This window comes from Shewanella sp. FeAMO, from assembly GCF_053653955.1.
Map to the genome: position 1 here is coordinate 917,906 of NZ_CM132201.1, position 25,628 is coordinate 943,533.

The window sequence follows — 25,628 nt, forward strand, 5'->3', positions numbered from 1 at the left end:
CGCTAAAAGCAAAAATAAGTCAACTGTTTCTACTGAAAAATAACCCTAATTAATGATATAATCCCGCCTGTAACCCACGTGTTTTCCGGAGTCTCGTTAGAGCCAGGTTTCTCTTTTATTAGCTTCCCCGCATTTTCAACTGGAGGGTCATTTGAACGCAGATATCATCAACAGCTTTTTCCTTGTCGGGGCCTTGCTTGTCGCAGTCAGCGTACTGCTCAGCCCAGTATCGTCGCGACTCGGTATTCCTATTTTGGTGGTATTTCTCGCTGTGGGTATCTTTGCCGGTGAAGATGGTCCCGGCGGCATAGTATTCAACGACTATTCAGTTGCTTATTTGGTTAGTAACCTGGCGCTGGCGGTTATTCTGCTTGATGGTGGCATGCGTACCCGGGTTGCCAGTTTCAGGGTGGCATTGTGGCCGGCCTTGTCCTTGGCCACTTTTGGGGTGGCGTTAACCACCACGCTGACAGGTTTGTTGGCTGCCTGGCTGTTCGATCTCAACTTACTTCAGGGCATGTTGGTGGGGGCTATTGTCGGCTCGACCGATGCTGCGGCGGTATTTAGCCTGCTGAAAGGCAAAAACGTGAATGAGCGTGTCGGTTCGACACTGGAAATTGAATCTGGCTGTAACGACCCCATGGCCGTGTTTTTGACCGTGACTCTGATTGCCATTCTTGGCAGCAGTGGCGATGAACTCTCGGGCAGCTATCTGGCACTGAGCTTTATCAAACAGTTTGGCCTTGGCGGGATCCTCGGTGTCGGCGGCGGTTGGCTACTGTGGCAGGTTATCAATCGCAATCAATTGCCCGAAGGCCTCTACTCCATTTTGGTGCTAAGTGGCGGACTGATGATCTTCGCCATCTCCAATGCCCTGGGAGGCAGTGGTATTCTGTCTATCTATCTGGTGGGACTGTTTCTCGGTAATAAGGCGACCCGTGGCAAACACTCGATTCTCAACGTGCTCGATGGTATGACTTGGCTCAGTCAGATAGGCATGTTCCTGGTTCTGGGACTCTTGCTGACGCCATCGGATCTGAAAGATATCGCCTTACCGGGTTTGGCACTGGCCTTTGGGATGATCTTTCTGGCGCGGCCGATTGCGGTTTGGCTCAGTTTGCTACCGTTTCGCAGCTTTCATGACAGAGACAGATGGTTTATCTCCTGGGTCGGGCTGCGCGGCGCAGTACCCATTATTCTCGCGGTATTTCCCATGATGGCGGGGCTGCCACAGGCGCAGCTTTACTTCAACCTGGCCTTCTTCGTGGTGATGGTTTCCTTGCTGCTGCAGGGCAGTACCTTGTCCAAGGCGGCGCAGCTGGCCAAGGTGGAGTTGCCACCCAAACCGGCACCTATTTCCCGCGCCGGGGTGGAAATTTATCCCACCAGTGAATGGGAGATATTTGTCTATCGCCTCAGTGAAAACAAATGGTGTATCGGTGAACCTCTGAGGCGCCTTGCCATGCCGGCGGGAACCCGGATTGCCGCCGTATTTCGCAATAACGAACTGTTGCACCCTTCGGGGAGTACCAGGCTGATGGCCGATGACATTCTTTGTGTGCTGGGGCAAGAGGACGATTTGGAGCCTCTGAGTCAGCTGTTCAGTGAGGCGCCAGAAAAACGCGAGGCGCCCCGCTTCTTTGGTGACTTCTTTATTTCAGTGGATGTGATGCTGGCCGATATGGCACCGATTTACGGCATGCAGCTGGAACCCGAATATGAGCAGATGAGGGTTGCCGACTTACTGCAGCAGCAACTCGGCAGTCACCCTGTAGTGGGGGATCAATTCCTCTGGCAAGGGCTGGACTGGATAGTCGCCGAGGTGCAGGAAGGGACAGTCAGCCGGGTTGGTTTGAGATTGCCCTCTGAAGACTGAAAAAAGCGAAGAACGAAGAAATGCCGACCTTGAGTCGGCATTTTTACGGCTACTTTCTCAATAGAGTGAGGGATCGCTCTCATTGGGGCGGGTCTTGAACCTGCGGTGCAGCCACATGTACTGCGCCGGATTACGGCTGATCAACTGCTCGACAATGCCGTTACCGCGTTTGGCGTCTTCCACCTCATTTTCGCCGGGGAAGTTATCCAGCGGCGCCTGTATCTCTATGTTGTAACCCGTATCGTCGGCGTTACGCTCGACAAAGAAGGGCAGCACTTTGGCTTTACCCAGTTTGGCCAAGGTGGTGCCGCCGGTAATGGTGGCGGCATCGGGAACGGCGAATAAGGGGATAAAGACGGCACTGGAGCGGCCAAAGTCCTGATCTGCTGTATACCAGATGACATCAGGGTTACGCAGGCAACGCACCATCTGCCTGAGATCCCGCTTGGGAACCAGCGCTTTGTTTGAACGCAAACGGCCCTTTACCTGCAGGTATTCCATTACAGGGTTGTTATGGGGGCGGTACACACCAACCCCGGGCTGAAATTGGCCGAATATTCTTGCACCCATCTCCAGCGGCAAGCAGTGAACCGCAAACAGAATAACCCCCTGACCGGCTGCCAGTGTCTGCTCTACATGCTCCTGACCCTTTATCTGCATGTGCTTTTGCACCTTGTCATTGTTCCACCACCAGGCATTGATGGTATCGAAAATCGCCTTGCCTGTTTCCTGGAAATTACGTCTTAGCAGCGTCTCTCGCTCGGCCTCACTCATTTGTGGAAAACACAGCTCAAGGTTACGCCTGGCGGTGTTGACCCGGCTTCCGGCCAGCTTCATTGCCAGAAGGCCAAAGGTGCTGCCAAGCTTCATTTGCCATTTAAGTGGCAGCAGGAGAGTCAGCCTGGCCAGGCCGACAGCAAACCACAGCAACCAGAATTTAGGATGATACAAGTGAGTGGAAAATTGCGCTTTCTCTACCAAAACGATAAACCCGTTTACTGGAAAAATTACCGCATATTCTAACCCAATTTATTGTGAAAATTAGGTACAATTAGGGTTTATTTGGCCCGAAGAAGACAAGTTCGTTATGAAGGTAACTCTGCCCCCATTTGAAAAAGCCAAGGTTCTGGTCATTGGTGATGTAATGCTTGACCGATACTGGGGTGGCTCAACCGGTCGCATTTCACCCGAGGCGCCTGTACCTGTGGTGCGAATCAATCAGATAGAGGATAGGCCCGGCGGTGCTGCCAACGTGGCACTAAATATCGCGGCGCTGGGCGGTTCGGTGCAACTGGCCGGTATTGTCGGTGCCGATGAGGCCGCAGCTGCCCTGCATATGGGCATCAGCACCTTAGGCGTGGAACCCAAGTGGCTGACAGTCGAAAACAAACCCACGATCACTAAGCTGCGAGTGCTGAGCTGCAATCAACAGCTTATCCGCTTGGATTTTGAAGAGACCTTTGCCCGGGAACAGAGCCAGGCGTTATTGGCGCAGAGCGAGGCCTTGCTGGATGATTGCAAGGTACTGGTATTGTCTGACTACGCTAAAGGGGCCATCGACCAACCTCAGGCCTTTATTGCCAAGGCCAGAGCCAAGGGGATCTGTGTCTTGGTGGATCCCAAGGGCAGTGATTTCGGTCGTTATGCCGGAGCCAGCCTGATCACCCCCAATATGAATGAGTTTGAGGCTGTAGTGGGCACTGTCAGCTCTGAGGCCGATCTGGTGGCCAAGGCGCAGGCCTTGATTAGTGAGCATCAACTGGGGGCGATTCTGGTGACTCGTTCGGAGAAGGGCATGACACTTATCACCAGTGAAGGAGATGAGTTGCATATCCCGACTATGGCCAGGGAAGTTTATGATGTGACCGGTGCCGGAGATACTGTGATCTCGGCGCTTGCCACAGCTTTGGCTGCAGGCAGCGACCTGCCGCAAGCTTGCGCCATTGCCAATAGCGCCGCCGGTGTGGTGGTTGGCAAGCTGGGGACTTCCACCGTCAGTCGTATTGAACTCATCGAGGCCCTGGCTCAGCATCAGGGAGAGTCGGGCTTTGGGGTGGTCAGCGAAGATCAACTGCTGTACGCCATTCAGCAAGCCAAGCTCAGAGGTGAGCGGGTGGTGATGACCAATGGTTGCTTTGACATACTCCATGCCGGGCACGTCAGTTACCTTAAAGAAGCCAGGGCCTTGGGTGATAGATTGATAGTAGCGGTTAATGACGACGCTTCGGTAAAACGGCTCAAGGGTGAAGGACGTCCGGTCAATAGTCTTGAGCGGCGAATGGCAGTACTGGCGGGGCTGGCTTCTGTCGATTGGGTGGTGCCTTTCAGCGAAGATACGCCGCAGCGGGTGATCGCCAGATTGTTGCCGGATCTCCTGGTCAAGGGGGGCGACTACCGGGTAGAAGAGATTGCCGGCGGTGAAGAAGTGATCGCTGCCGGTGGCAGTGTTAAGGTGCTGGGATTCGAAGATGGTATCTCCACCACTGCCATTATTCAGAATATTATGACCAAGTCCTGATGTTGATGGCGGCGTTGCTATCGGGAAGCTTGTTTTGGACCGATGTGGGTCCGAAACAGGCTTTGATATGTCCGCCATCTGAATTACCTCAGTGTTTGCAGCAACTCCCCGATAGGGTCAAGCAACAATTGCCTCTGTCTCAACAAGCTTTCTTTGATGCTTTGGGGAGGAGAGGTGCCATGTCTCTGCCTGTCGAAGATGACAGAATTGCCGGCATGGTTCTCTGGGCACCGCAATATATCCCTCAAAGTCAAAGTGCTATCTGGAATGGTCAAAATCATGAACTGCCGTTGCAGCATCAGCCGCAATTAACTCTCTGGCATGAGTTGGGGCATTTGGAAGTAAAGCGCCTGCAAGGAAATGTTCTGCCTGCCGAGTTGTCTGAACTGGACCATGAGTGGCTGGCTGATACTTATCTCGCTTGGCGTTGTGCTAAAGAATGGAACAGTCTGGAACTTGTTTGGCAACAATACCATCGTCGCAACCTGGCCGTCATTTCTGATATCGGCAATTTGTCACACTGGAGCTCCCTTTACCTGATACAAGTGTTAAGAAGATATGATCAAAAGAAAATCGCAGGATTTGCTGATTTTACAACATTTGTGCTCGATTTTTATCCGGTTATCAGTAGTTATTCTCAGGACGAAGTGGCGGAATTTTCCAGCTTGCTGCAACATCTTTTTTCTCGAAATCGTCGGCAAGCCCTTCCAGGCTATATGTTTTGGCGTCGTGAGCAACTGGGCAAAGTGCTGCAACCCACCCTGAAACAGTTGGTGGGAACTGAAATAGCCAATCGTTGGTTGGTTAAAGAAAAAATGTTGCAACAATGTGACAAATAAGGCTTTTTTTTAGACGTCCTAGCTGAACCCTTGCTGAACAAAAGTGAAAAACGCTGTTAACACCCCTCTTTTTGGCAGTATTCTCTCTATGCCTTTGATAAGCTCGTTGGCAATAAAAACAACGGGGATAAGAGGCAGACAAGAATGGCCAAGCGTTCAAAGGCTCAGACTGAGCTGACTATCAATCAGATTATGGACGAAGCTCTCAAACAAATCTTAACTATTGGTTTTGAGGCTATGTCTTACACAACTCTTTCAGAAGCAACGGGGATTAGCCGCACGGGGATCAGTCACCATTTTCCGCGCAAAATCGATTTTCTTGCCAGGTTGGATGTGCGCATTGGTCGGCTGTTTTTGGCCGCTCTGGATTTTTCCAGTGTTGAAGCACTCGAAAAATCCTGGATGCAGGCGCTGCAACAAGCAGAGCACAGGGCAGTATTGAGACTCTTCTTTAGTCTCTGCGGACACAACAATCCTGAGATAACCCTGTTTCGCGCCGTGGCCATGGCCAGGGAAAACGCCCAGATAGAGCTGGGTGAAAAGGGCGAGCAGATGATCAACGATCTCCTGGGGCGCAGCGCCGTTATGTTGCTTTCCGATCCCGGAATCGCCTGCGCCGCTTGAAATTCTGTTTAAGCGACTCTCATTCAAGCGATTTGTAGAGATAATTGAGACAGCAAGCTAAGGCTTGCTGTTTTTTTATCCATTCATTTTCTTATCGAATTACGCGTTATTGGCTCACAAAAGCCAGTCGACTTCAGCTTATTCCTTGGGACATTCCTTCAGGCCACTCTTTCGGGCCACTCTACTTGGGCAAGAATTTGCCCGGCGAGCAAAAAATTGCCCGGGTTCGGGCAAGAAATTGCCCGGAGAGCGGGAGTGGGTTTGGATGTTGTTGTAAAACAGTGGCTTACGATTTGGCATGCTTCTGGCATTGGGTGATGAGGTTTTATCACTCATTCAACAGTAAAAGGAATTAACCATGCCAACACCATGTTATATCTCCATCGAAGGTCAAACCCAGGGCAACATCACCGCAGGCGCGTTTACAGCCGAGTCAGTGGGCGACATCTTTGTGGAAGGTCATGAAGACGAGATGCTGGTTCAGGAATTCAACCATGTGGTGACAGTGCCGACCGACCCACAGTCAGGCATGCCTTCGGGTCAACGGGTGCACAAGCCGTTCAAGTTCACCGTGGCGCTGAACAAGGCGGTGCCTTTGATGTACAACTCGCTGTCATCCGGTGAGAAGCTGAACAAGGTTGAGCTGAAGTGGTACCGCACCTCTATCGAGGGCAAGCAGGAGCACTTCTTCACCACCAAGCTTGAAGGTGCGACGATAGTGGACATCAACTGCCACATGCCACACTGCCAGGACCCGAACAAGGCGGATTTCACCCAATTGGTTGAGGTGTCAATGGCCTATCGCAAGATAGACTGGGACCACGTGAGTGCCGGTACTTCAGGTGCGGATGACTGGCGCAAGCCCATCGAAGCCTGATAGTGTGTGTCAGCCACCGCCTTGCGGTGGCTGTTTGCCATTGGGGTGTTTTCTGGCGGGGACGTCAACTGACAGTGTAAACGGTTGATTGAGAGCCAGAGAGCAGGCCAATGGCTTTTGGTGCAATTCGGCTAAACGGACATTCAACAGACATTCGAGTCAATCGCATTTAAACCAAGAGCAAAACGGCACTCAGCGAGCGGAGCTCAACGCCTTCCCCTAAAACAAGGGAAGCCGGGGCTCAGACAGCAAGAGCTCAGACAGCAAGAGTACCGCGAAAGGACAGGGATAATAAGGACAGCGAAGATGAGTCATCAAGGGAGCGGCATGCGTTTTGGATTCAAGGCGGGCAGTTTGGCAGAGGATAGCCTGTCGGTGCTGTCGTTCAAGCTGGAAGAATCGCTGTCGAGTCCTTATGTGGTTGAGCTTGAGTTGCTGAGTCGCCGGGACGATATCAAGGCGAGCGACTTGGTGGACCAGAGCGGGGTACTGAGTTGGTGGCAGGACGGCGAATGCCAGCGAGAATTGCACGGCATAGTAAGCCGCTTTGGCCGCGGCGACAGCGGCCATAGACAGACCCGCTACCGGCTGAGACTGGAGCCGGCCCTGAGCCGCCTGCAACTGCGGCGCAACAGCCGCATCTTCCAGGAAAAGAGCCTGACCGACATCATCGCGGTACTGTTCGGTGAAATGGGCATTACCGATTACGCCTTTCGCTGTGACCCGCGCCATGAAAGCCGCAAACGGGAATACTGCGTGCAGTATGGCGAGAGCGACTTTGACTTCTTCGAACGCCTGACCCGCGAAGCGGGGCTGTTCTACTACTTCGAGCACAGCAGCGACAAGCACACCCTGGTGCTGTGCGATGCACTGGACAAACTGAGCCTGAGCCCCCACAGCTACCCCTACAACGCCCTGGCGGGAGGACGCGCCGAGCAGGCGAGTGTCCGCAGCGCCGAATACCGCCACCGCCGGGCCGAGAGCGGGGCCACCCTCAAGGACTACAGCTTCCGTAAACCGGCCTACAGCTTCCTGCAACCGAGCACGGAGGATGCAGACTGGCAACAGAGCGGCTATGAACACTTCGACTACCCGGGGCGCTACAAGGACGATGCCGACGGCAAACTGTTCAGCAAGGTGCGCCTGGCGGGACTGAGACGGGAGAGCGAACAGCTGCTGCTCAAGAGTGACCAACTGCAGGCGTTGAGCGGGCAGAAGTTTGCCCTGAGCGAACACCCGGATGCGAGCCTTAATCGCGAATGGGTAATAGTGGGGGTCAGCCACACAGGCGAGCAGGGCAATGCGGCGGAAGAGGACAACAACAGCCGCGGCACGACCTACAGTAACGAGATAGTGGCGGTGCCTTCCTCCATGCAATGGCAAGCGGAGCCGAAGGCCAAACCACAGATGGCGGGGCCGCAGATAGCGACCGTGGTGGGGCCGAAGGATGAAGAGATATTTTGTGACGAATACGGCCGGGTGAAGGTGCAATTCCCCTGGGACAGATATGCCAAGGGTGACGAGCACGGCAGCTGCTGGATACGGGTCAGCCAGGGCTGGGCCGGTGGTCAATATGGCTTTATGGCGCTGCCGCGGATAGGGCATGAAGTGATAGTGTCGTTTCTGGACGGCGACCCGGACCAACCCATCATCACCGGCCGGGCCTACCATGCGGTGAACCAGGTGCCTTACGCGCTGCCGGCCCACAAGACCCGCACTGTGCTGAAGACCCAGAGCCACAAAGGCGAGGGCAGCAACGAGCTGAGGTTTGAGGATGAAGCGGGGGAAGAGGAGATTTACCTGCATGCGCAGAAAGACCTGAACCTACTGACCGAGAACGACAGGCACGAGCATATCAAGCACGACAACCACCTGGATGTGGACAATGAAAGGCGCAGCCGCATCGGCGGCAACGACCACCTGACGGTGTTGGGCGAGTCCCGTCAGCAGGTAACAGGTGATAAGAGCCTGATAGTGGATGGCAGCTTACATCTAAAAGCCGGCTCCGTGTGGGTTAATGAAACCGGTGATGAAATTCATATCAAGGCGGGGCAAAAAGTGGTGTTGGAGTCTTCCTCTGAAATCACAGTCAAAGCCGGTGGCAGTTTTGTCAAAGTGGACCCGGCCGGGGTGCATCTTTCCGGCCCAGGGATCAACCTTAATGCCGGCGGCGGCGCGGCATCAGGCAGTGGTTATGGCGGTAAAGCGCCGGAGCTTCCGGGTGAAGTGGCCGCTGCCGAGCTTCCTAATCCCTTACCTCTGCAATTGGCTCCCGCCAGCATGGAAATGCTCTCCTACAACAATGTCGCCGTGGCTCGCTTGTGCCAAAAGCAAACCGATGGCAGTTGTCCTCTGGAAGATTGCCCCTGCTTGAAGCACAAGGGGTAATGGGCCATGAGTGAGTTACTGCCTGAATTGGCCGGTGTCGAGTATTGGATGCTGACCGACAAAATTCGTTATCCCAAGGTGATGCAGCTGGCTTATCAACATGAAGCGGCTCCCGAATTGGCCGATCTCTTCATCAATAGTCCATTTGCCTACCTGATGCCACAGAGCCCTGTCATTTTTCGTTTGCGCCACGACAGCAGCCTGTTGCCCATATGGCAAAACGACTCTCTCTGGCGCAGCTCGGCGGTGATTTTTGCCTGCCAGGCCGGAGCGTTCGACACGCTGAAACAACACTTGCTGGCCCTGTTACAGCCCAGGATCCTGGGGCGCCAGACCATCTTCAGATATTACAGCAATCAAACGCTGGACCCCTTGTACTCTGAACTGGATGCCGATGACAGGGACACCCTTCTGGGGCCTGCCTCGGCGCTTTGGTGGACCTCCCAGCAGGGCGAACTCAGGTCTCTGAAACACACACCCAAAGCCGTTGAAAGCTATAGCTTTAATTCAGCCGTTTTTAGTAAATGGATTTAGTGAAATGAATAATGAAGATCAACTGAGATTTAGAAGTTGTCAGATAGCCATTGACGAGTGTCTGGCTGTTTTGTCAAAACATTACAATATTCCAGTGGAAAAGCTGGAAAAAATGAATACCTTTCAGTTGCAAAATGCATTTAACGGTTGGGAAGCTGAACCTCTTGATATCGAGGTCGGCAATCGAATCGCCATAGTGGAACCTCCGGAAGATGGTCCTTGTGGTAAGGGAGTTAGCACATGTGAGAGTGCTTATATTGAGTTTGAAGATATCCTATATGTTCCTAAACATCCTCAGGATGATAAAAGCTATTGGTATGCCTTAACCGCAGACGCTTTGGAAAAGCTGAAACAGGAACGGGAACAGCTGTCCTTTACAGGAATTGACCCTGCATCCAAAGATTATAATAAGGATATCTTACAGAAACTGAATGACTTGGGAGTGCTTTCTCGATATGACTATGCGCCTTTTGAAACTTTTTTGAAAGATAAAACTAAAAAAGATTTGTATCGAGCTTTTACTGTTTTGAAGTATCAGCACTTTGCCGGTGAACTCATGTCTATGAGCGAGGAGAGGCTGCAAGTCAGTGCCAGTAGTGTTGGTTTTCCCTACCAAGAAAGAATTGAGAAAGTTACCGAAAAAAATATCAGAAATATCAAAATGATGTATTCGCTTTATAGTGGCTATTCAGCAGATTACTTAGTCGATTTTACCGAACAGGATAAGCAGGAAGCCAGATATCAAGCGACAAAAAAAGTGAAGCAGGAATTTTGGGACTTTATCCAAGAGGAAATCGAGAGCCTCGAAGATGAGGCAAAAAAAAGAGCGGAAGAAAATACTACAGATGATGGTACAAAATTTATCTTTGATAAAGATCTTAAGTATTTTACCAGTGATCGTGAAAAGGTTATTTCCGGTACTGTGAGTTGGATGAAAACGTCTCTCTCAGAGCATTATATGGATAATATATCTTGTACAGATTATAGCCAGGCTGAGGGTAGGTTTAAGCATCTTTGGGATGTTCAACTTAAAAAAGGGAAAGATTTTAATGATGAGCGGCGCAATCTTCCCATTGAAGAGTATGTAAATAGGCTGAGAGAGGATCCTTCACTAAATAATGCCTTTCTTTTTAATATGTTTTTTAATCAGTTATCCAACTTTGCCTTTGTTTTAAAAGAACAATGTCTGAGCTTGGATGAACTTAATAACTCAAATCTACTCGATGAGATGGCTAATCATCAGTCGAAGTATAACAGGGAGCTTTCAAAGTCGGCTGTTTTTTCAACTAATTGGAGGGAAACTCCTAAGCTTTTAGAGCTTTGGAAAGACGACTTTTTGGCGGAGCCGCAAATAGCGCTACTCTATGATATGTTACAGCGAGATCGCTTGGTAAAGGGAAACACCACTGACAGTAGTCAAAACGAAGTCATTGATGAAAAAAAGAAAGACGATGACAAGTGGTTAACAGATTTGATGAATAATGGCTTTATTCAATGGAGTTATTATGATGCTGTAGCCTTGGCCAGAAAGGTTGATAGTACACTGGAGCATCAGGTTAATGATTTGCGAAGCATTGGACTGGAGCAGATCCCCAAGTTCTTTGACAGACTGTTCCTGATAAAAAAAGCGTGCTTGGTCAGACAGGGATACTGGAAAGATGTAGCCACTAATCGAGCCAATCTCGGTAAGGTCAATTACATTAGCGAGGATGTAAAGCATAAGAGCTTCACCCTGCTTTGGGACCTGAATGATTGGCAACCCCGAGAGAAACGCCCGGGTGTCATTATGAATATGCCAAAAAATAATGATATCCGAGTGACAGAGTGTTACTTACTCTCGGAAGCCGAGGGCGGTAGTCCGTTTTATCTTCGCTGCCCATCTTGGTTACTCCCTACCGATAAAGATAAGGGGCGTATTGCCGAGGGGAAGGCTCATGTTAAGAACATTGCTATCAAAGGGGCCCAGCCAGGAGGCTTCCAAGTCGTAAACTCTGATGACCCAGATGAAAAAAGCAATACCAAACCTGATGCAAACTCGAACGGAGCAAGCAAACTGCTGGAAAGTAGCAATATTGCGCCTAAAGAAGTATTCAAGAAAGTGCTCAAGTCTGTCGCTGAAAATCAGAAAATGCAGTGGGAAGACTTCTCAAAAATTCATTCTCAAACTGAAGGTTCGTTACTCGGACTGGACTGGCATTATCAGACCAAGCAAGATCATCGTGGCTATCAGGTCTCTGCTGATGTGCAACTGTTTCGTTATACTTCGTCGGTTGTAACCAATGTGACAACGCCGGGTTCAGCAGTTGTAGGCTCAGCAGCACCAGTAGCCGTCGATACCACCCCGGAAAACCCAAATGGTAAGTCTAGAAAGCAGAAATATGTAAAGCATGAATATGTAAAGCATTTGGCCGGTGATGTTGCACTAAAAGTTTCCCTCGATGCTATTCGTGGTGGTGTGAGTTTCAGTGCCTGGTTTCCTATCAATGAGCAACCGACTGCCGAGTCGCGGGTGCCTTATAATCCAGCGCCAGCAACAGGTTATCGGCTGAAGATTCCCTACTTGGTTGATAAGCAGGAAGACCCAGTTTATTACGATGCCGGGGAGTTTTGTGCCTGGCTTTCAATTTCTGTGTATGGATTGGCTGCAGTCAGTTTTAACATGAGTGGCACTTTAGGTCTGGGGCAGTCAGAGACAGATGGTCAACTGGGTGTCCGCGGTATGCTGCCCAAAGTATCGGACTATAATCACTCAGCCTCTGCGGTCAAGGAATCCAACCGCATAACGCTTCAAGGCGCTGCTCAAGTGGGGGTCAATGTCGGTGCTTTTGCCGGTGCTGAGGCTGGCGGTGTCGCCAATAGCAAAGTACTTTGGCGGCCTCCTATGTATTCCAATATCCCGGGTAAGCCCTTCGAAGGCCCAAATACCAACGAATTAAAGGAATTGGGTAGCATTACTTTGGGCGGTGCTATCGGTGCTGGCATCGGGGCGGATTTCACTTTTCGTTTGGGTTATGACTCAGGCCGCTTTTTCTTGATAGTTGCAGCGCGGCTGGTGTTCGGTCCGGGGGTTGCAGGAACTGTTTCTATAGCTATCAATCCATTCAATGCCGACTTGTTTGTTGGTTGTTTATTGAATATCTTGAGCCAAAGTGGTTTTAAACGCCTGGCCATTTTTGATGATGAAGATTCCAAGACTTTCTATTATCTAAACCAACGTTTGACCTTGTCTTTTGTATTAGGTCTCTCTCTGGCGGAGGTGATGCTGATGCCTAGCATTGTTTTTGAGCGCTGGCGGCAGAAGAGTATCAAGGTGGAATATGCTCCTTGGATAGCAGAGCAAATGGATAAGAATAGTCAGTCTCCGGCGGTAAGGAGCTGGGTTAGAAATATTCCTCCTGAGACCCTGGCCAAGTTACTCGATACGCTGACGAAATCACCTAACGGGAAGGGGACTGTAGTGCAGTTAAAGGTGATAGTGTATATCATGAAGTCATTACAACCCGTGAAGGGAGAACCGTTGATCATCCGCCAACGCCAGTTTACCAAGGCGTTGGAGATAATGGGTTTACCAGAGGGGCAGCAGGAGGCTAGCTATCTACAGCGTTGGAGTCGTATGTTGAAAAGCTGGGAGATGATTGTTTTTTTTATTAATAATATAGTGCCATCTGGTAAGAAAGAAGATATGTTGAAAGATGAAAATGACTTTTATATGATTTCAAGAATACTTTTAGGTCATTTTTATAGATATGCTGTTCAATGGCAAGAAGATGTTTTAGTTGAAGGTCGAGGCATCGCCAAGGATTTTCAAAAAGGTATTTTTGGCTGTTATTTGAAACCAGATGGACTTAGGGCAATGGTAGCGGCCGACATTGTTGTCGAGGGTAGCGAGCAACATCAACTTCTTAAAGAGGCCATTGAATTGGCTCAGACTATTGAAACCAAGGCGACACGACATCCTGGAGCAGTTCATACCATTAAAGCATGGCATCGTGATAGTTAATATTTTGATTATTTACATAACTTAACAAGGATCTGATGTGGCTGATATTACAGTAGGCACAATTATAGAGAAGTTTGAAAAGATCTCTGCAAAGAAGAAGCGGGTCGGGTTGCTGTTGCTGGCGGTAGCCACGTTTTCTGCTCTCTTAGCGGTTTTTACCTACCTATATATCAACAGAGATCTTAGCTATTCGCATCAACCCATTCTTGAAAATAAGGAACTCTTGGCCTTGGCGGCCAAGAGTCAGCCTAATCCGGACATTTACGCCAGCAGCGTGATTAAACCCGACAACCCCTTATTTTCAGGACTCTATAAGTTGCAACGACTTCAGTATCAGGCGGCCAGTAGTGAGCTGGCCGCCTTTGCCAGTAGCGATAATTCAAAGGGAATGTATTGGTATGGTTTGGCATCTTTGGGGTTGAATATACTCAGTTCTGATGCGCCGAGTATGATAGAGCGGTCAGCTAAGCTGGGTAATCCCTATGCGATGAAAAAACTTGTTCCCACTAAAGATGAAGAGAATATCTGTCACTTTTACTTGGTGGGTTTCTGTGACCGGAGTTGGGCAGATAAAGCGCAGCAAGCCTTTGAAGAAAGAGTAAAAAATAATCCGACAGATGTGCAGGCTCGTTATGCTGCCTCAAAGGCATTGGATAGAGCTGCTGAGGCAGCTAGGAATAAGTATTATGCACCGTTAACGGATTTGGTAGTCGAGTATATGGACACCCATAGAAGTAATGTCCGTACAGTTGAAGAAAATAGAAAGTTAGCACAGCTATTAACCTTGGCAGCAAACAATAACTTTGTCCCTGCTATGAATATGCTTGCTATGCGTGCTTTTGTTGATACGATTGGTTATAGTAAATCAATATTCTGGGCTGAAAAGGCTATGCTGCTCGGAAGTGACTCTACTAGCTCAATATATTTTAGAAATAAGGAGATGTTTAATAAGACATCTGATCGAGAATATCTTGTACGTGCACTTCCTTATGCATATGTTGCGAATGATTATTTTGGTGATGATGCGATTTTACGATTTTTAAAAGATGATGTCAGTAAAATCGAAAAGCCATTTGTGAAAGCTGAATTGGTTAGTGCCAAGGAAGAAGCGAAAAAAATTATTGAGAAAATAACCCCAGTTGTATATATCGATGAGTTATTCGATCATCGTTATTATAATTATTATTAATCCTACTATCTGTAGATGAGACAACAAACGGTTAAGTTTAAATTAGTTGCTTTTAGTGTTTCATTGCGAACAATCGGAACACTGGTGTTATCGATATGCTTGCTCGGGCTGTGGCTATATGGCGGCCAGAGTGCACAACCCAGCCCCCATGCTGCGATTATTGATAATGACGAGTTACTGGCTTTGGCGGCCGAGAGTCAGCCCAATCCGGATATCTATGCCAGTAGCTTGGTCAAACCCGGTGATCCTTTATTCAAAGGTTTATATGAGTTGCAGTCGTTGAGAAGGGATTTGGCCGAAAAGGCACTCTTGCCGCTGACCGAGGCAGGCAACAGTGATGCCATGTTATGGTATGGTATGACGGTCTTGCGTTCCAGTGTTCTGTTTGGTGGAGACAAATGGATCCATGAGGCTGCTATGGCCGGAAACCCCTATGCGATGCGGCGCTTGGTACCAACGGGAGAAACCCTTCAGGATTGTGAATGGTATCTTGGCAGTTACTGCGATGATACCTGGGCGGACAAGGCGCGGGAAGCTTTCCAGCAGCGCTTGCAAGCCAACCCCGATGATGTGTTGAGTCGCTATGCAGCCTCCATGAATGTCGACAGGGCGGCTGAAGCGGCCAAGCAGAAGTATTATGCCCCTATGGTCAAGCTTGCACTTAGGTATGCTCGGGCTTATGAGGCTGGTGAACTCAGTGAAGCCGATGCCATCAAGGTGGTGACTCTACTCAAAATGGCTGCCAACGATAACTTTCCGTTGGCAATGGATATGCTGGCGGGGTCTTTTTACAAAATTATCGGTTTTGAGATGGCTAATTTTTATGCCAAAAGAGCATTTCATCTAGGTTTTAACTCTATAGATGCCATTATCCACGTGAATAGGAAAGAGTGGCTTAAAGGAACGAATCGGGATGAAATGCTGGTCGCTTTATCCTATATATATGCCGCTGAAAAGTATTATAGAGAAAGTAATGTCGACTTTATGATTATAAAAAGCCTTGATAAGGGGGGCGCACCTGTAAGTGAAGCCGAAGTTTCAGCTGCTAAAGAACAAGCCGAAAAAATCATCTCAGAAATAACACCGGTTATTTATATCGATGCAATTTACGATGTGGAAGTCTATCACTAGCAGAGGTAAGCATGGATGCGACTGTGGGCACAATCATAGAGAAATTTGAAAAGGTCTCTGCAAAGAAGAAGCGGGTCGGGTTGCAGTTGCTGGCGGTAGCCACGTTTTCTGCTCTTTTAGTTGTTTTTATCTACTTATATATCAACAGGGATCTTAGCTATTCGCATCAACCCATTCTTGAAAATAAGGAACTCTTGGCGCTAGCAGCCAAGAGTCAGCCTAATCCGGACATTTACGCCAGTAGCTTTATCAAACCCGACGACTCCTTATTTTCCGGTCTTTATAAGTTGCAGTTACAGCAGGATAGAGTGGCCAGTGGCGAACTGGCCGCCTTTGCCAGTAGTGATAATCCAGAGGGAATGTATTGGTATGGCCTAGCATCCTTGAGGCTGAATATACTCAGCTCTGATGCACCGAGTATGATAGAGCGATCGGCCAAGCTGGGTAATCCTTACGCGATGAAAAAGCTTATTCCTACTAAAGATAAGAAGAATATCTGCCATTTTTACTTGAGGGGCTTCTGTGATCGGGGTTGGGCGGATAAAGCCCAGCGAGCCTTTGAAGAAATGGCAAAGAATAACCCAACAGATGTGCGGGCTCGTTATGCTGCTTCAAAGGCGTTGGATAGAGCGGCTGAGGCAGCAAAGGGGAAGTACTATTCACCAATGGTTGAGCAGATTAATGTATATTTTAATTCTTTTGGAAAGGGGGAAAATCCAAGTGATGCAGAGATGAAGGAGCTGGTTTTACTTTTGAACATGGCGGCAAATGATAATTTTGTCCCGGCGATGCAGATGCTGATAGGCGGTACATTTGATAATATTATCGGCTATGAAAGGGTTATGTTTTTGTCTAAAAAGGTAATGGCGCTTGGGAGTAACTCTGCAACTCCAATATACTTTATAAATAAAGAGAAGTTTAAAGCGACATCTAAAAGAGAATATCTGGTGAGGTCATTGCCAGCGGCATATGTTGCTGATGAATACTTTGGTGATGGAGCGTTGTTACGGCTTTTAAATTATGATGTTGGTAAAATAAAAAAGCCATTTACTGAAGCTGAACTGAGTGATGCCAAGCATAAAGCAGAACAAATTATTTCAGAGATAACCCCTGTTGTATATATTGATGAGTTATTCGATCATCGTTATTATAATTATTATTAATCCTATTATCTGTAGATGAGACAACAAACGGTTAAGTTTAAATTAGTTGCTTTTAGTGTTTCATTGCGAACAATCGGAACACTGGTGTTATTGATATGCCTGTTCGGGCTGTGGTTATATGGCGGCCAGAGTACACAACCCAGCCCCCATGCTGCGATTATTGATAATGACGAGTTACTGGCCTTGGCAGCCGAGAGTCAGCCCAATCCGGATATCTATGCCAGTAGCTTGGTCAAACCCGGTGATCCTTTGTTTGCCGGTTTAAAGGTGTTGCAGGAGGGTAAGGATGATATTGCCGTTGAGGTTTTCGGTAAGATGGCCGAGGATGGAAATACAGATGCGATGTTATGGTATGGGCTAACCAATATGGGCGCCGGTGTATACGGTACAGCCTCGGCTGTAGAGTGGATTAATAAAGCGGCTCAGCAAGGAAACCCCTATGCGATGCGGCGCTTGGTTCCGGCGGGAGAAACCCTGCAAAACTGTGAGTGGTATTTAGGTAAATACTGCGACGATGTCTGGGCGGACAAGGCGCAGGAAGCTTTTCAGCAGCGCTTGCAAGCCAACCCCGATGACGTGTTGAGTCGCTATGCAGCCTCCATGAATGTCGACAGGGCGGCTGAAGCGGCCAAGCAGAAGTATTATGCCCCTATGGTCAAGCTTGCACTTAGGTATGCTCGGGCTTATGAGGCTGGTGAACTCAGTGAAGCCCATGCCATCAAGGTGGTGACTCTACTCAAAATGGCTGCCAACGATAACTTTCCGTTGGCAATGGACATACTGGCGGGGTCTTTTTACAAAATTATCGGTTTTGAGATGGCCAATTTTTATGCCAAAAGAGCATTTCATCTAGGTTTTAACTCTTTAGATGCCATTATCCTCGTGAATATTAAAGAGTGGCCGAAAGGAACGAATCGGGATGAAATGCTGGTCGCTTTATCCTATATATATGCCGCTAAAAAATATTATAGAAGACGTAACTTGGACTTTATAATTATAGGCGACCTTGATAAGGGAGGAGCTCCTGTAAGTAAAGTGGAAATTTCTGCGGCTAAAGAAAAAGCCAAAAAAATCATCTCAGAAATAACGCCGGTTATTTATATCGATGAGATTTATGATGTCGAATCTTATAACTACTAAATGTTTAGATAATGAGCGAGCGAGGATGCGAGGGAAGAGTAGGTGTCATCCGTAAGAGTTTATTGGCCCCGAAGGGAGACATTTCCCTCCGTTCTGAAAACAGAGGGCTTGCTTTGATGGTGCAAACTCAAAGTTCAAAATTTAGTAAAACCCATAAATTAATCATTGCAACACTGGTGTTATTGATATGCCTGCTCGGACTATGGCGATTTGGGAGCCAGAGTGCACAACCCAGCCCCCATGCTGCGATTATTGATAATGACGAGTTACTGGCCTTGGCGGCCGAGAGTCAGCCCAATTCGGATATCTATGCCAGTAGTTTGGTCAAGCCGGGCGATCCTTTGTTTGCCGGTTTAAAGGCGTTGCAGGAGGGTAAGGATGATATTGTCGTTGAGGTTTTCGGTAAGATGGCCGAGGATGGAAATACAGATGCGATGTTATGGTATGGGCTAACCAATATGGGCGCCGGTGTATACGGTACAGCCTCGGCTGTAGAGTGGATTAATAAAGCGGCTCAGCAAGGAAACCCCTATGCGATGCGGCGCTTGGTTCCGGCGGGAGAAACCCTGCAAAACTGTGAGTGGTATTTAGGTAAATACTGCGACGATGTCTGGGCGGACAAGGCGCAGGAAGCTTTCCAGCAGCGCTTGCAAGCCAACCCCGATGACGTGTTGAGTCGTTATGCAACCTCCATGGATGCCGACAGGGCAGCTGAAGCGGCCAAGCAGAAGTATTATGCTCCTATGGTAAGTCTGGCATTCGATTATGGTCTGGCTTACGAGGCTGGTAAACTAAGTGAAGCCGATACAGCTAAGGTAGTGACTCTACTCAAAATGGCGGCTAATGATAACTTTGCACCGGCAATGGGCATGCTGGCGGGTATTTTCTATAAAGTTATCGGCTTTGAAATGGCCAATTATTATGCCAAAAGAGCATTTCATTTAGGTTTTAACTCCTTAAATGCAATTATGCACGTGAATAGGAAAGAGTGGCTCAAAGGAACGAATCGAGATGAGATGCTGGTTGCTTTATCCTATATATATGCTGCTGAAAAGTATTACAGGAAAAGGAATGTCGACTTTATCGTTATAGATGTCCTCGATAAGGGGGACGCACCTGTAAGTGAAGCCGAAATTTCAGTTGCCAAAGAACAGGCTGAAAAAATCATCTCAGAAATAACGCCGGTTATTTATATCGATGCAATTTACGATGTGGAAGCCTATCACTAGCAAGAGCATGGATACGACAAGATAAGATCTCTGCTGATGTAGTTATATCTCAGCAGGGATTTTAGCAACCCATCCCTGCAAATAAGGAACTCTTGGCCTTGAAGGAGTCCCTAACCATTCGGGCCTTCCTGCAGCATTTACCTGTTTAAAGAAGTCACTCCAGATCCAGCGAAAAGGTGCTGATTTTTTGGGGATCCCTGGCACCACTCACTTCCTTGTCGAGGATGCTTAGAGATAACACTTTTCTAGCTTGTATCGAATAGGTTTGGAACCTCTGCCGCCATCCAAGATGCCGGGCAGCTAGAATGATGTGCCAAAGCAGGAAACAATGGGCAAAGAAAAGTGGTCACTGTTTGTAGCATTCGCGGCGAGCTCGCCTCGCACACACTTCTGTTTACCTATATAGAGCGCGTATGGGACCCATAGGTAGCTTCCTTAATGGTCCTTTGCTTCCTTGGTGACTCTCTGCTCTCTAGTCTCTGGTCTCTGGCTTGGTTTTTGACCGGTTACTGTAATTTAACAAACGCTAATACTTAGGTCTTGGTTTTTTCCCGCTTTTGCAGAATAGGCCAAGGATCTTTCTTTATTCACTGTAAGAGATCTCTTACTTTTTGCATTTGAAACTGACTTTTTAATGGCATGCCATCTCTATAAAAAAGTAGTTTTGATTATCTAATGTTCTTAAATTTAGCCTTTTGGGATAATATGCACCCCACTAAAGTATTATGTGTTTTAATATTATTGTTTCCTTTGTTAAATAAATGTAGTTGCGCCTATTATACTAAGGTCTGAAACGCCGATTGACTATAACTTGTTGGGCTTGTAAGTTAGGTCTGCTTTTGAAATGGACTTACCAGTCGTAAAAGATCTTATATGGAGATAATCTCATGGCGAAAGATGGTTCAGTCGCTCCGAAGGAACGTATTAACATCAAATATGTTCCCTCTACGGGTGATCAACAGAGTGAAATGGAACTTCCTCTTAAGTTGTTGGTTTTAGGTGATTTTAAGGGTCATCCTGAAGACTCTCAATTGGAAGAGCGTAAGACGGTTCAAGTTGATAAATCTAATTTTGAATCCGTTATGAAAGAAGCCAATCTGTCAATTTCTGCGACAGTTGACAATAAATTGACAGATGAAGATGGTGCTGAGTTGTCTGTTGATCTTAAATTCGATTCCCTCAAAGATTTCTCACCTGATTCTATCGGTGAGCAGGTTCCTGAAATTCAAAAGTTAATCGAACTTCGTGAAGCTTTGGTTGCACTTAAGGGACCATTGGGAAATATTCCTGCCTTCAGAGCCAAGTTGCAGGAATTAATTGCAACGGAAGAGTCTAGAGAAAAGCTGCTGAGTGAATTGCAGCAGATGGAACAATAATTCAAGCCAATATAAGCCGTTATGGAGATAGGCTGTGGATTATGTCTCGGATATAGACACAAGTGTAATTGAGGAATCAAAATTCATGGATGTTCAAAATCAAACATCAGGCGCTTCCCAAAGTGCCAATGCAACTCTGCTCGATCAGATAATGGCACAAACCCGGATGGCGCCGGTGGATGAAGGCTATGACATTGCTCGCCGTGGTGTTGCTGCTTTCATCGGTAACATTCTGGAGACAGACAACACTGCCGAGCCGGTCAACAAGGCTCTGGTCGATAAGATGTTGGTTGAGCTGGACAAGAAGATCAGCCAGCAGATGGATGCCATTCTGCACAATGAAAAGGTGCAGCAGATAGAATCAGCCTGGCGCAGCCTCAAGCTGTTGGTTGACAGAACCGATTTCCGTGAGAATATCAAAATTGAATTGCTGCACGTCACCAAAGACGAGCTGCTGGATGATTTTGAATTTTCACCGGAAACTGCTCAGTCTGGTCTGTACAAGCATGTTTATTCTGCCGGTTACGGCCAATTCGGTGGTGAGCCTGTTGGCGCTATCGTCGGTAACTATGCCTTCACCCCTTCGACTCAGGATATGAAGCTGCTGCAGTACGTTGGTGCTGTTGGGGCCATGGCTCATGCGCCATTCCTGTCTTCAGTTGCGCCTGAATTCTTCGGTGTCGACTCGTTTGAAGAACTGCCGAATCTCAAGGATCTCAAGTCTACTTTCGAAAGCCCCAAGTACACCAAGTGGCGTGGGCTGCGTGAGTCTGAAGATGCTCGCTACATAGGTCTGACGGCGCCTCGCTTCCTGCTGCGTGTGCCTTATGACCCAATCGATAACCCGGTTCGCAGCTTTAACTATCGTGAAAATGTCAGCGCCAGCCACGAAGATTACCTCTGGGGTAATACAGCGTTTGCTCTGGCTACCCGTTTGACCGAGAGCTTCGCCAAGTATCGCTGGTGTCCTAACATCATTGGCCCACAGAGTGGTGGTGCGGTGGAAGATCTGCCGGTACACGTGTTTGAATCCATGGGCGCTTTGCAGTCCAAGATCCCGACTGAAGTCTTGATCACCGACCGTAAGGAATTTGAACTGGCCGATGAAGGCTTTATCAGCCTGACTATGCGTAAGGGCAGTGACAATGCGGCCTTCTTCTCTGCCAACTCGATTCAAAAGCCCAAGGTGTTCCCCAACACCAAGGAAGGCAAGGAAGCCGAGACCAACTATAAGTTGGGTACCCAGATCCCTTACATGATGATCATCAACCGCCTGGCACACTACATCAAGGTGTTGCAGCGTGAGCAGATAGGTTCCTGGAAAGAGCGTCAGGATCTGGAGCGCGAGCTGAACAACTGGATCAAACAGTATGTCGCCGATCAGGAAAACCCACCGGCAGATGTTCGTAGCCGTCGTCCTTTGCGTGCCGCCAAGGTTGAGGTGATGGATGTTCAGGGCGATCCAGGTTGGTATCAGGTTTCCATGGCTGTGCGTCCGCACTTCAAGTACATGGGTGCCAACTTTGAACTGTCGCTGGTAGGACGTTTGGATCAGGAGTAATCACGTTGTTGAACGATGATTTCTCCGGAACTTTTGGTGTTGGCTTCTTTGAACGCTTGGGAGCCGAACGCCAAAGTGGATATGGCGACAGCAGCTTGGATGCTGTCGTCGATTCCATCAAACGTAATGTTTCACATATTCTCAATACCCGCATTGGAGAAAGCCAGAGCTGTCCTGAACTGGGACTGTTCGATTTCAATGATGCCAGTTCCGGCAGTGTGGATCTTGGCCTGAGGATGCGTAACGGAATCAAGGCTTGCCTGAGCCGCTTTGAACCCAGGCTGACAGATATTGATGTCAGTGTGTTGTTCGATGAGGGCAATCCGATGAACCTCAGGTTCCACATCTACGGCAGCATCAGAGTGGCTTCCAACAAGGATAAGTTGAAGATCGATTTGTTATTGGATAACAGTCGCAGATACAGAGTGGTTTAGCAGTGCCTCAGGACAAATACTTCAGGGATGAACTTGCTTTCTTGAGAGAGCAGGGGCGGGAATTTTCGGATATCCATCCGCAGTTGGCGCGTTATCTTCACGGTAACCACACTGATCCCGATATCGAGCGTTTGCTCGAGGGCTTTGCTTTTCTGACCGGTCGACTCAGGGAAAAGATTGACGATGAATTCCCCGAGTTTACTCACTCGATGATCAGCATGCTGTGGCCCAACTATCTCAGGCCGATTCCCAGTCATACCATCATGCGCTTCTATCCGCATGAGAAGGGGATCACCCACAGGCAGGAGATTGCGGCCGGTTGTATGCTGGACAGTCATCCGGTCGAAGGGCAGATCTGCCATTTTCGTACCTGTCGTCCTGTTGATGTTTATCCGGTGCAAATCCGTCATATAGATGCTTCCCATTCCCGGGAAGCCTCTATTATTCAATTGGATTTTGATAACAACAGCGACCTTTCCCTGCTTGAAATGGGGCTGGAAAGCCTCAGGTTTTATCTGGGAGGCCAAAGCTACAGTGCCCAGATGCTGTATCTTTGGTTGAATCATTATCTGGACTCTATCGAAATTGTCGGCGCCCATGGCAGTTATCGCTTGCCGCACAGCAGCTTTGCGTCAGTAGGATTTGAGGCCGGCAGCGGTATCTTGCCCTATCCGAAAAACGTCTATGAAGGGTATCGGATCCTGCAGGAGTACCTGACATTCCCCGAGGCGTTTCATTTCTTCGATATCAAGGGAATCGCCAAGTGTATCCCCGAATATCTCAAGGGTGACTTCAGCCTCAAACTCACTTTTTCCAAGACGTTGCCTGCCGACGTGCATGTGCGTCAGGATACTTTCCTGCTTTACTGTGTCCCGGCTATCAACCTGTTTGAGCACGACGCCGATCCTATCGATCTCAACGGCAAGCGGGTCGAATACCCGATTGTGCCCTCCAGTCGCCATCCATCTCACTTTGAAATCTTCAGTGTCGACAAGGTGCAGGGTTGGCTGGATTCCAATGAGGGCAGAATGCGCGGCCAACAGCGGATCTATTCGCCGTTTGAGAGTTTCCAACATGAAGTGGAGCGCGCCCGTAATCGCACCGCGCTTTATTACCGGATGCGGGTGCGCGACAGCATGCGCAACGACGGCCTGGATCATTGCCTCTCATTTGTGCGCAGCGATGAGACCCAGTGCCTGGACATGACAGAAGCCGTGTCGGTGACACTGACCTGCTCCAACCGGCAACTGCCGACCAAGTTGGGCAAGGGCGACATCTGCGTCGCCACAGATACATCGCCAAGCTTTGCCCGTTTCAGCAATATCACCGAGCCCAGCCACCCTTTGCGACCTGTGCTCGATGGCAGTTTGCTGTGGACCCTGATCTCCAACTTGTCGCTCAACTATCTGTCACTGCTGTCCCGTGATGCCATCTGTTCCATCATCCGCGCTTATGACTTCAAGGCGTTGGTCGACAGACAAGCCGAGCGGGTCACCCGGATGCGACTCGACGGCATCAGCAGTATTCAGTCCGGGCCGACCGAAAGAATTGTCAGGGGATTGCCGGTTCGCGGCCTCAAGACAGAGCTGGTACTCGACCAACAGTATTTCGGCTCCGAGGGCGACCTTTACCTGTTCGGCACTGTGCTGAACCACTTTTTTGCCCTCTACGCCAGCATCAACTCGTTTCATGAGTTGGTGGTTATCAATGCTCATAACAAGGAAAGGTACACATGGGATATCCAGAGCGGTCAACAACCGCTGATATAACCTTTCCGGAGCCGGGTGGCAGCAGGCTGCCGCAGGACTACCGTGAGTACAGCTTTTTCCAGTTGGTGGAGTTATTGCACCAACTGGAAGGCAGAGATCCGGAAGATGCCCAGTGGGAACTGGCCGGTGAGTTGCAGTTCAGCGCCAACCCAAGCCTTGGATTTGCGCCGGCGGATATCTCCATGCTCGAGTCTCTGGGGGATGGGCGCCTGCGGCTGGAGACCTGTTTTCTCGGTCTCAATGGCGCCCAGTCGCCGCTGCCCAGTTACCTGCTGGATATGCTGCTCGACGATGAAGACGGCATTCGGCGCAACTTTCTGGATTTCTTTAATAACAGATTGATTTCCTTGTTGTATCGCCTGTGGCGCAAATACCGTTATTACGTGCGTTTTCAGGACGATGCCAGCGACAGCTTTTCGGCCCAGGTCTACGCCCTGGTGGGGCTGGCCAACGAGGATATCCGCGGCGACACACCAATCAACTGGTGCAAGATGCTGGCCTACGCCGGCATGCTCGCCGGTCGCAGCCGCTCGCCCCAGGCGGTTGCCGGCATAGTGGCGCACTGTTTCGACCTGCCCCAGGTGAGCATTCGCCAATGGCAACTGCGACAGGTGGAGATCCCCGAGTCCCAGCGTTGCCGTTTGGGGATGGCTAACTCCAGGCTGGGGGAAGACACCATGCTTGGGGAGCGGGTCGGCGATCTTTGCGGCAAGTTTGTGCTCTGTATGGAAGAGCTGTCGTTAGAGCGTTTTCGCGATTTTCTGCCATCCGGGCGGGAGTTCCAGCCACTTTGCAAGGTGATGGAAGTGATCCTGCGGGAACAGATGGCCTATGACCTTGAGCTGACGCTCAGGGAAGATGAAGCCCCGCTGCTGCAACTGGGGGAAGAAAAGGGCGGCCAATTGGGATGGTCCTCTTTCCTCGGCAAGGGCGATAGCACGCGCAAGAGCGTATTGATTCAAATCAGGCAATAAAGGGAG

19 protein-coding genes are annotated in these 25,628 nt (G+C 49.1%); 18 read left to right on the top strand and 1 reads right to left on the bottom strand.

Annotated features, from left to right (window positions below; genetic code table 11):
• Positions 1-151 precede the first annotated feature (151 nt).
• The gene (locus tag ACWAU4_RS04125) at positions 152-1,876 is read left to right on the top strand and encodes a potassium/proton antiporter (RefSeq protein WP_208142518.1); all 1,725 of its coding nucleotides are present in this window, start codon (positions 152-154) and stop codon (positions 1,874-1,876) included.
• Between the two features lie 57 nt (positions 1,877-1,933).
• Here ACWAU4_RS04125 and lpxL read toward each other — a convergent pair whose 3' ends face one another.
• Positions 1,934-2,857, bottom strand: coding sequence for an LpxL/LpxP family Kdo(2)-lipid IV(A) lauroyl/palmitoleoyl acyltransferase (lpxL, locus tag ACWAU4_RS04130; protein ID WP_101052635.1), 924 nt, complete (start codon positions 2,855-2,857; stop codon positions 1,934-1,936).
• 106 nt (positions 2,858-2,963) lie between these two features.
• Here lpxL and hldE point away from each other — a divergent pair, with 106 nt between their 5' ends.
• From hldE to tssG, 17 genes are all read left to right on the top strand, one after another.
• Positions 2,964-4,394 carry a bifunctional D-glycero-beta-D-manno-heptose-7-phosphate kinase/D-glycero-beta-D-manno-heptose 1-phosphate adenylyltransferase HldE gene (gene hldE, locus ACWAU4_RS04135; protein ID WP_101052633.1) on the top strand — a complete coding sequence of 477 codons (1,431 nt, stop codon included), beginning with the start codon at positions 2,964-2,966 and terminating at the stop codon, positions 4,392-4,394.
• Between the two features lie 179 nt (positions 4,395-4,573).
• Positions 4,574-5,233, top strand: a complete 660-nt coding sequence (locus tag ACWAU4_RS04140; protein ID WP_454290454.1) for a hypothetical protein — start codon at positions 4,574-4,576, stop codon at positions 5,231-5,233.
• A gap of 144 nt (positions 5,234-5,377) precedes the next feature.
• The gene (locus ACWAU4_RS04145; RefSeq protein WP_025010373.1) at positions 5,378-5,857 is read left to right on the top strand and encodes a TetR family transcriptional regulator; all 480 of its coding nucleotides are present in this window, start codon (positions 5,378-5,380) and stop codon (positions 5,855-5,857) included.
• Positions 5,858-6,215: 358 nt separating this feature from the next.
• Positions 6,216-6,734 (top strand): Hcp family type VI secretion system effector, encoded by a 519-nt coding sequence (locus ACWAU4_RS04150; protein WP_025890191.1) that lies wholly within the window; start codon positions 6,216-6,218, stop codon positions 6,732-6,734.
• A gap of 306 nt (positions 6,735-7,040) precedes the next feature.
• Entirely contained in the window at positions 7,041-9,122 is a 2,082-nt protein-coding gene (locus tag ACWAU4_RS04155; RefSeq protein ID WP_454290455.1) for a type VI secretion system Vgr family protein, read from the top strand.
• 6 nt (positions 9,123-9,128) lie between these two features.
• Positions 9,129-9,656: a DUF4123 domain-containing protein gene (locus tag ACWAU4_RS04160; protein WP_045283111.1), complete on the top strand. Its 528-nt coding sequence runs from the start codon at positions 9,129-9,131 to the stop codon at positions 9,654-9,656.
• 4 nt (positions 9,657-9,660) lie between these two features.
• Complete coding sequence (locus ACWAU4_RS04165; protein WP_208125536.1) at positions 9,661-13,656, top strand: hypothetical protein; 3,996 nt, start codon at positions 9,661-9,663, stop codon at positions 13,654-13,656.
• Between the two features lie 37 nt (positions 13,657-13,693).
• Complete coding sequence (locus ACWAU4_RS04170; RefSeq protein WP_045283106.1) at positions 13,694-14,845, top strand: hypothetical protein; 1,152 nt, start codon at positions 13,694-13,696, stop codon at positions 14,843-14,845.
• Positions 14,846-14,860: 15 nt separating this feature from the next.
• Positions 14,861-15,976: a hypothetical protein gene (locus ACWAU4_RS04175; RefSeq protein WP_144406755.1), complete on the top strand. Its 1,116-nt coding sequence runs from the start codon at positions 14,861-14,863 to the stop codon at positions 15,974-15,976.
• An 11-nt stretch (positions 15,977-15,987) separates the two neighbouring features.
• Positions 15,988-17,139 carry a hypothetical protein gene (locus ACWAU4_RS04180; RefSeq protein ID WP_045283104.1) on the top strand — a complete coding sequence of 384 codons (1,152 nt, stop codon included), beginning with the start codon at positions 15,988-15,990 and terminating at the stop codon, positions 17,137-17,139.
• 15 nt (positions 17,140-17,154) lie between these two features.
• Positions 17,155-18,279 carry an SEL1-like repeat protein gene (locus tag ACWAU4_RS04185; protein ID WP_208125537.1) on the top strand — a complete coding sequence of 375 codons (1,125 nt, stop codon included), beginning with the start codon at positions 17,155-17,157 and terminating at the stop codon, positions 18,277-18,279.
• Positions 18,280-18,290: 11 nt separating this feature from the next.
• Positions 18,291-19,508 (top strand): SEL1-like repeat protein, encoded by a 1,218-nt coding sequence (locus tag ACWAU4_RS04190; RefSeq protein ID WP_454290456.1) that lies wholly within the window; start codon positions 18,291-18,293, stop codon positions 19,506-19,508.
• Between the two features lie 887 nt (positions 19,509-20,395).
• The gene (gene tssB, locus ACWAU4_RS04195) at positions 20,396-20,884 is read left to right on the top strand and encodes a type VI secretion system contractile sheath small subunit (protein ID WP_025012103.1); all 489 of its coding nucleotides are present in this window, start codon (positions 20,396-20,398) and stop codon (positions 20,882-20,884) included.
• Positions 20,885-20,969: 85 nt separating this feature from the next.
• Positions 20,970-22,445, top strand: a complete 1,476-nt coding sequence (tssC, locus tag ACWAU4_RS04200) for a type VI secretion system contractile sheath large subunit (protein ID WP_025889984.1) — start codon at positions 20,970-20,972, stop codon at positions 22,443-22,445.
• A gap of 5 nt (positions 22,446-22,450) precedes the next feature.
• Entirely contained in the window at positions 22,451-22,879 is a 429-nt protein-coding gene (gene tssE / locus ACWAU4_RS04205; RefSeq protein WP_051472870.1) for a type VI secretion system baseplate subunit TssE, read from the top strand.
• Between the two features lie 2 nt (positions 22,880-22,881).
• A complete protein-coding gene (gene tssF, locus ACWAU4_RS04210; protein ID WP_025889991.1) occupies positions 22,882-24,648 on the top strand; it encodes a type VI secretion system baseplate subunit TssF in 1,767 nt (588 codons plus the stop codon).
• Positions 24,612-25,622, top strand: a complete 1,011-nt coding sequence (gene tssG, locus ACWAU4_RS04215) for a type VI secretion system baseplate subunit TssG (protein WP_044733760.1) — start codon at positions 24,612-24,614, stop codon at positions 25,620-25,622. The genes tssF and tssG overlap by 37 nt, the downstream gene beginning before the upstream one ends.
• The last annotated feature ends 6 nt before the right edge of the window (positions 25,623-25,628 follow it).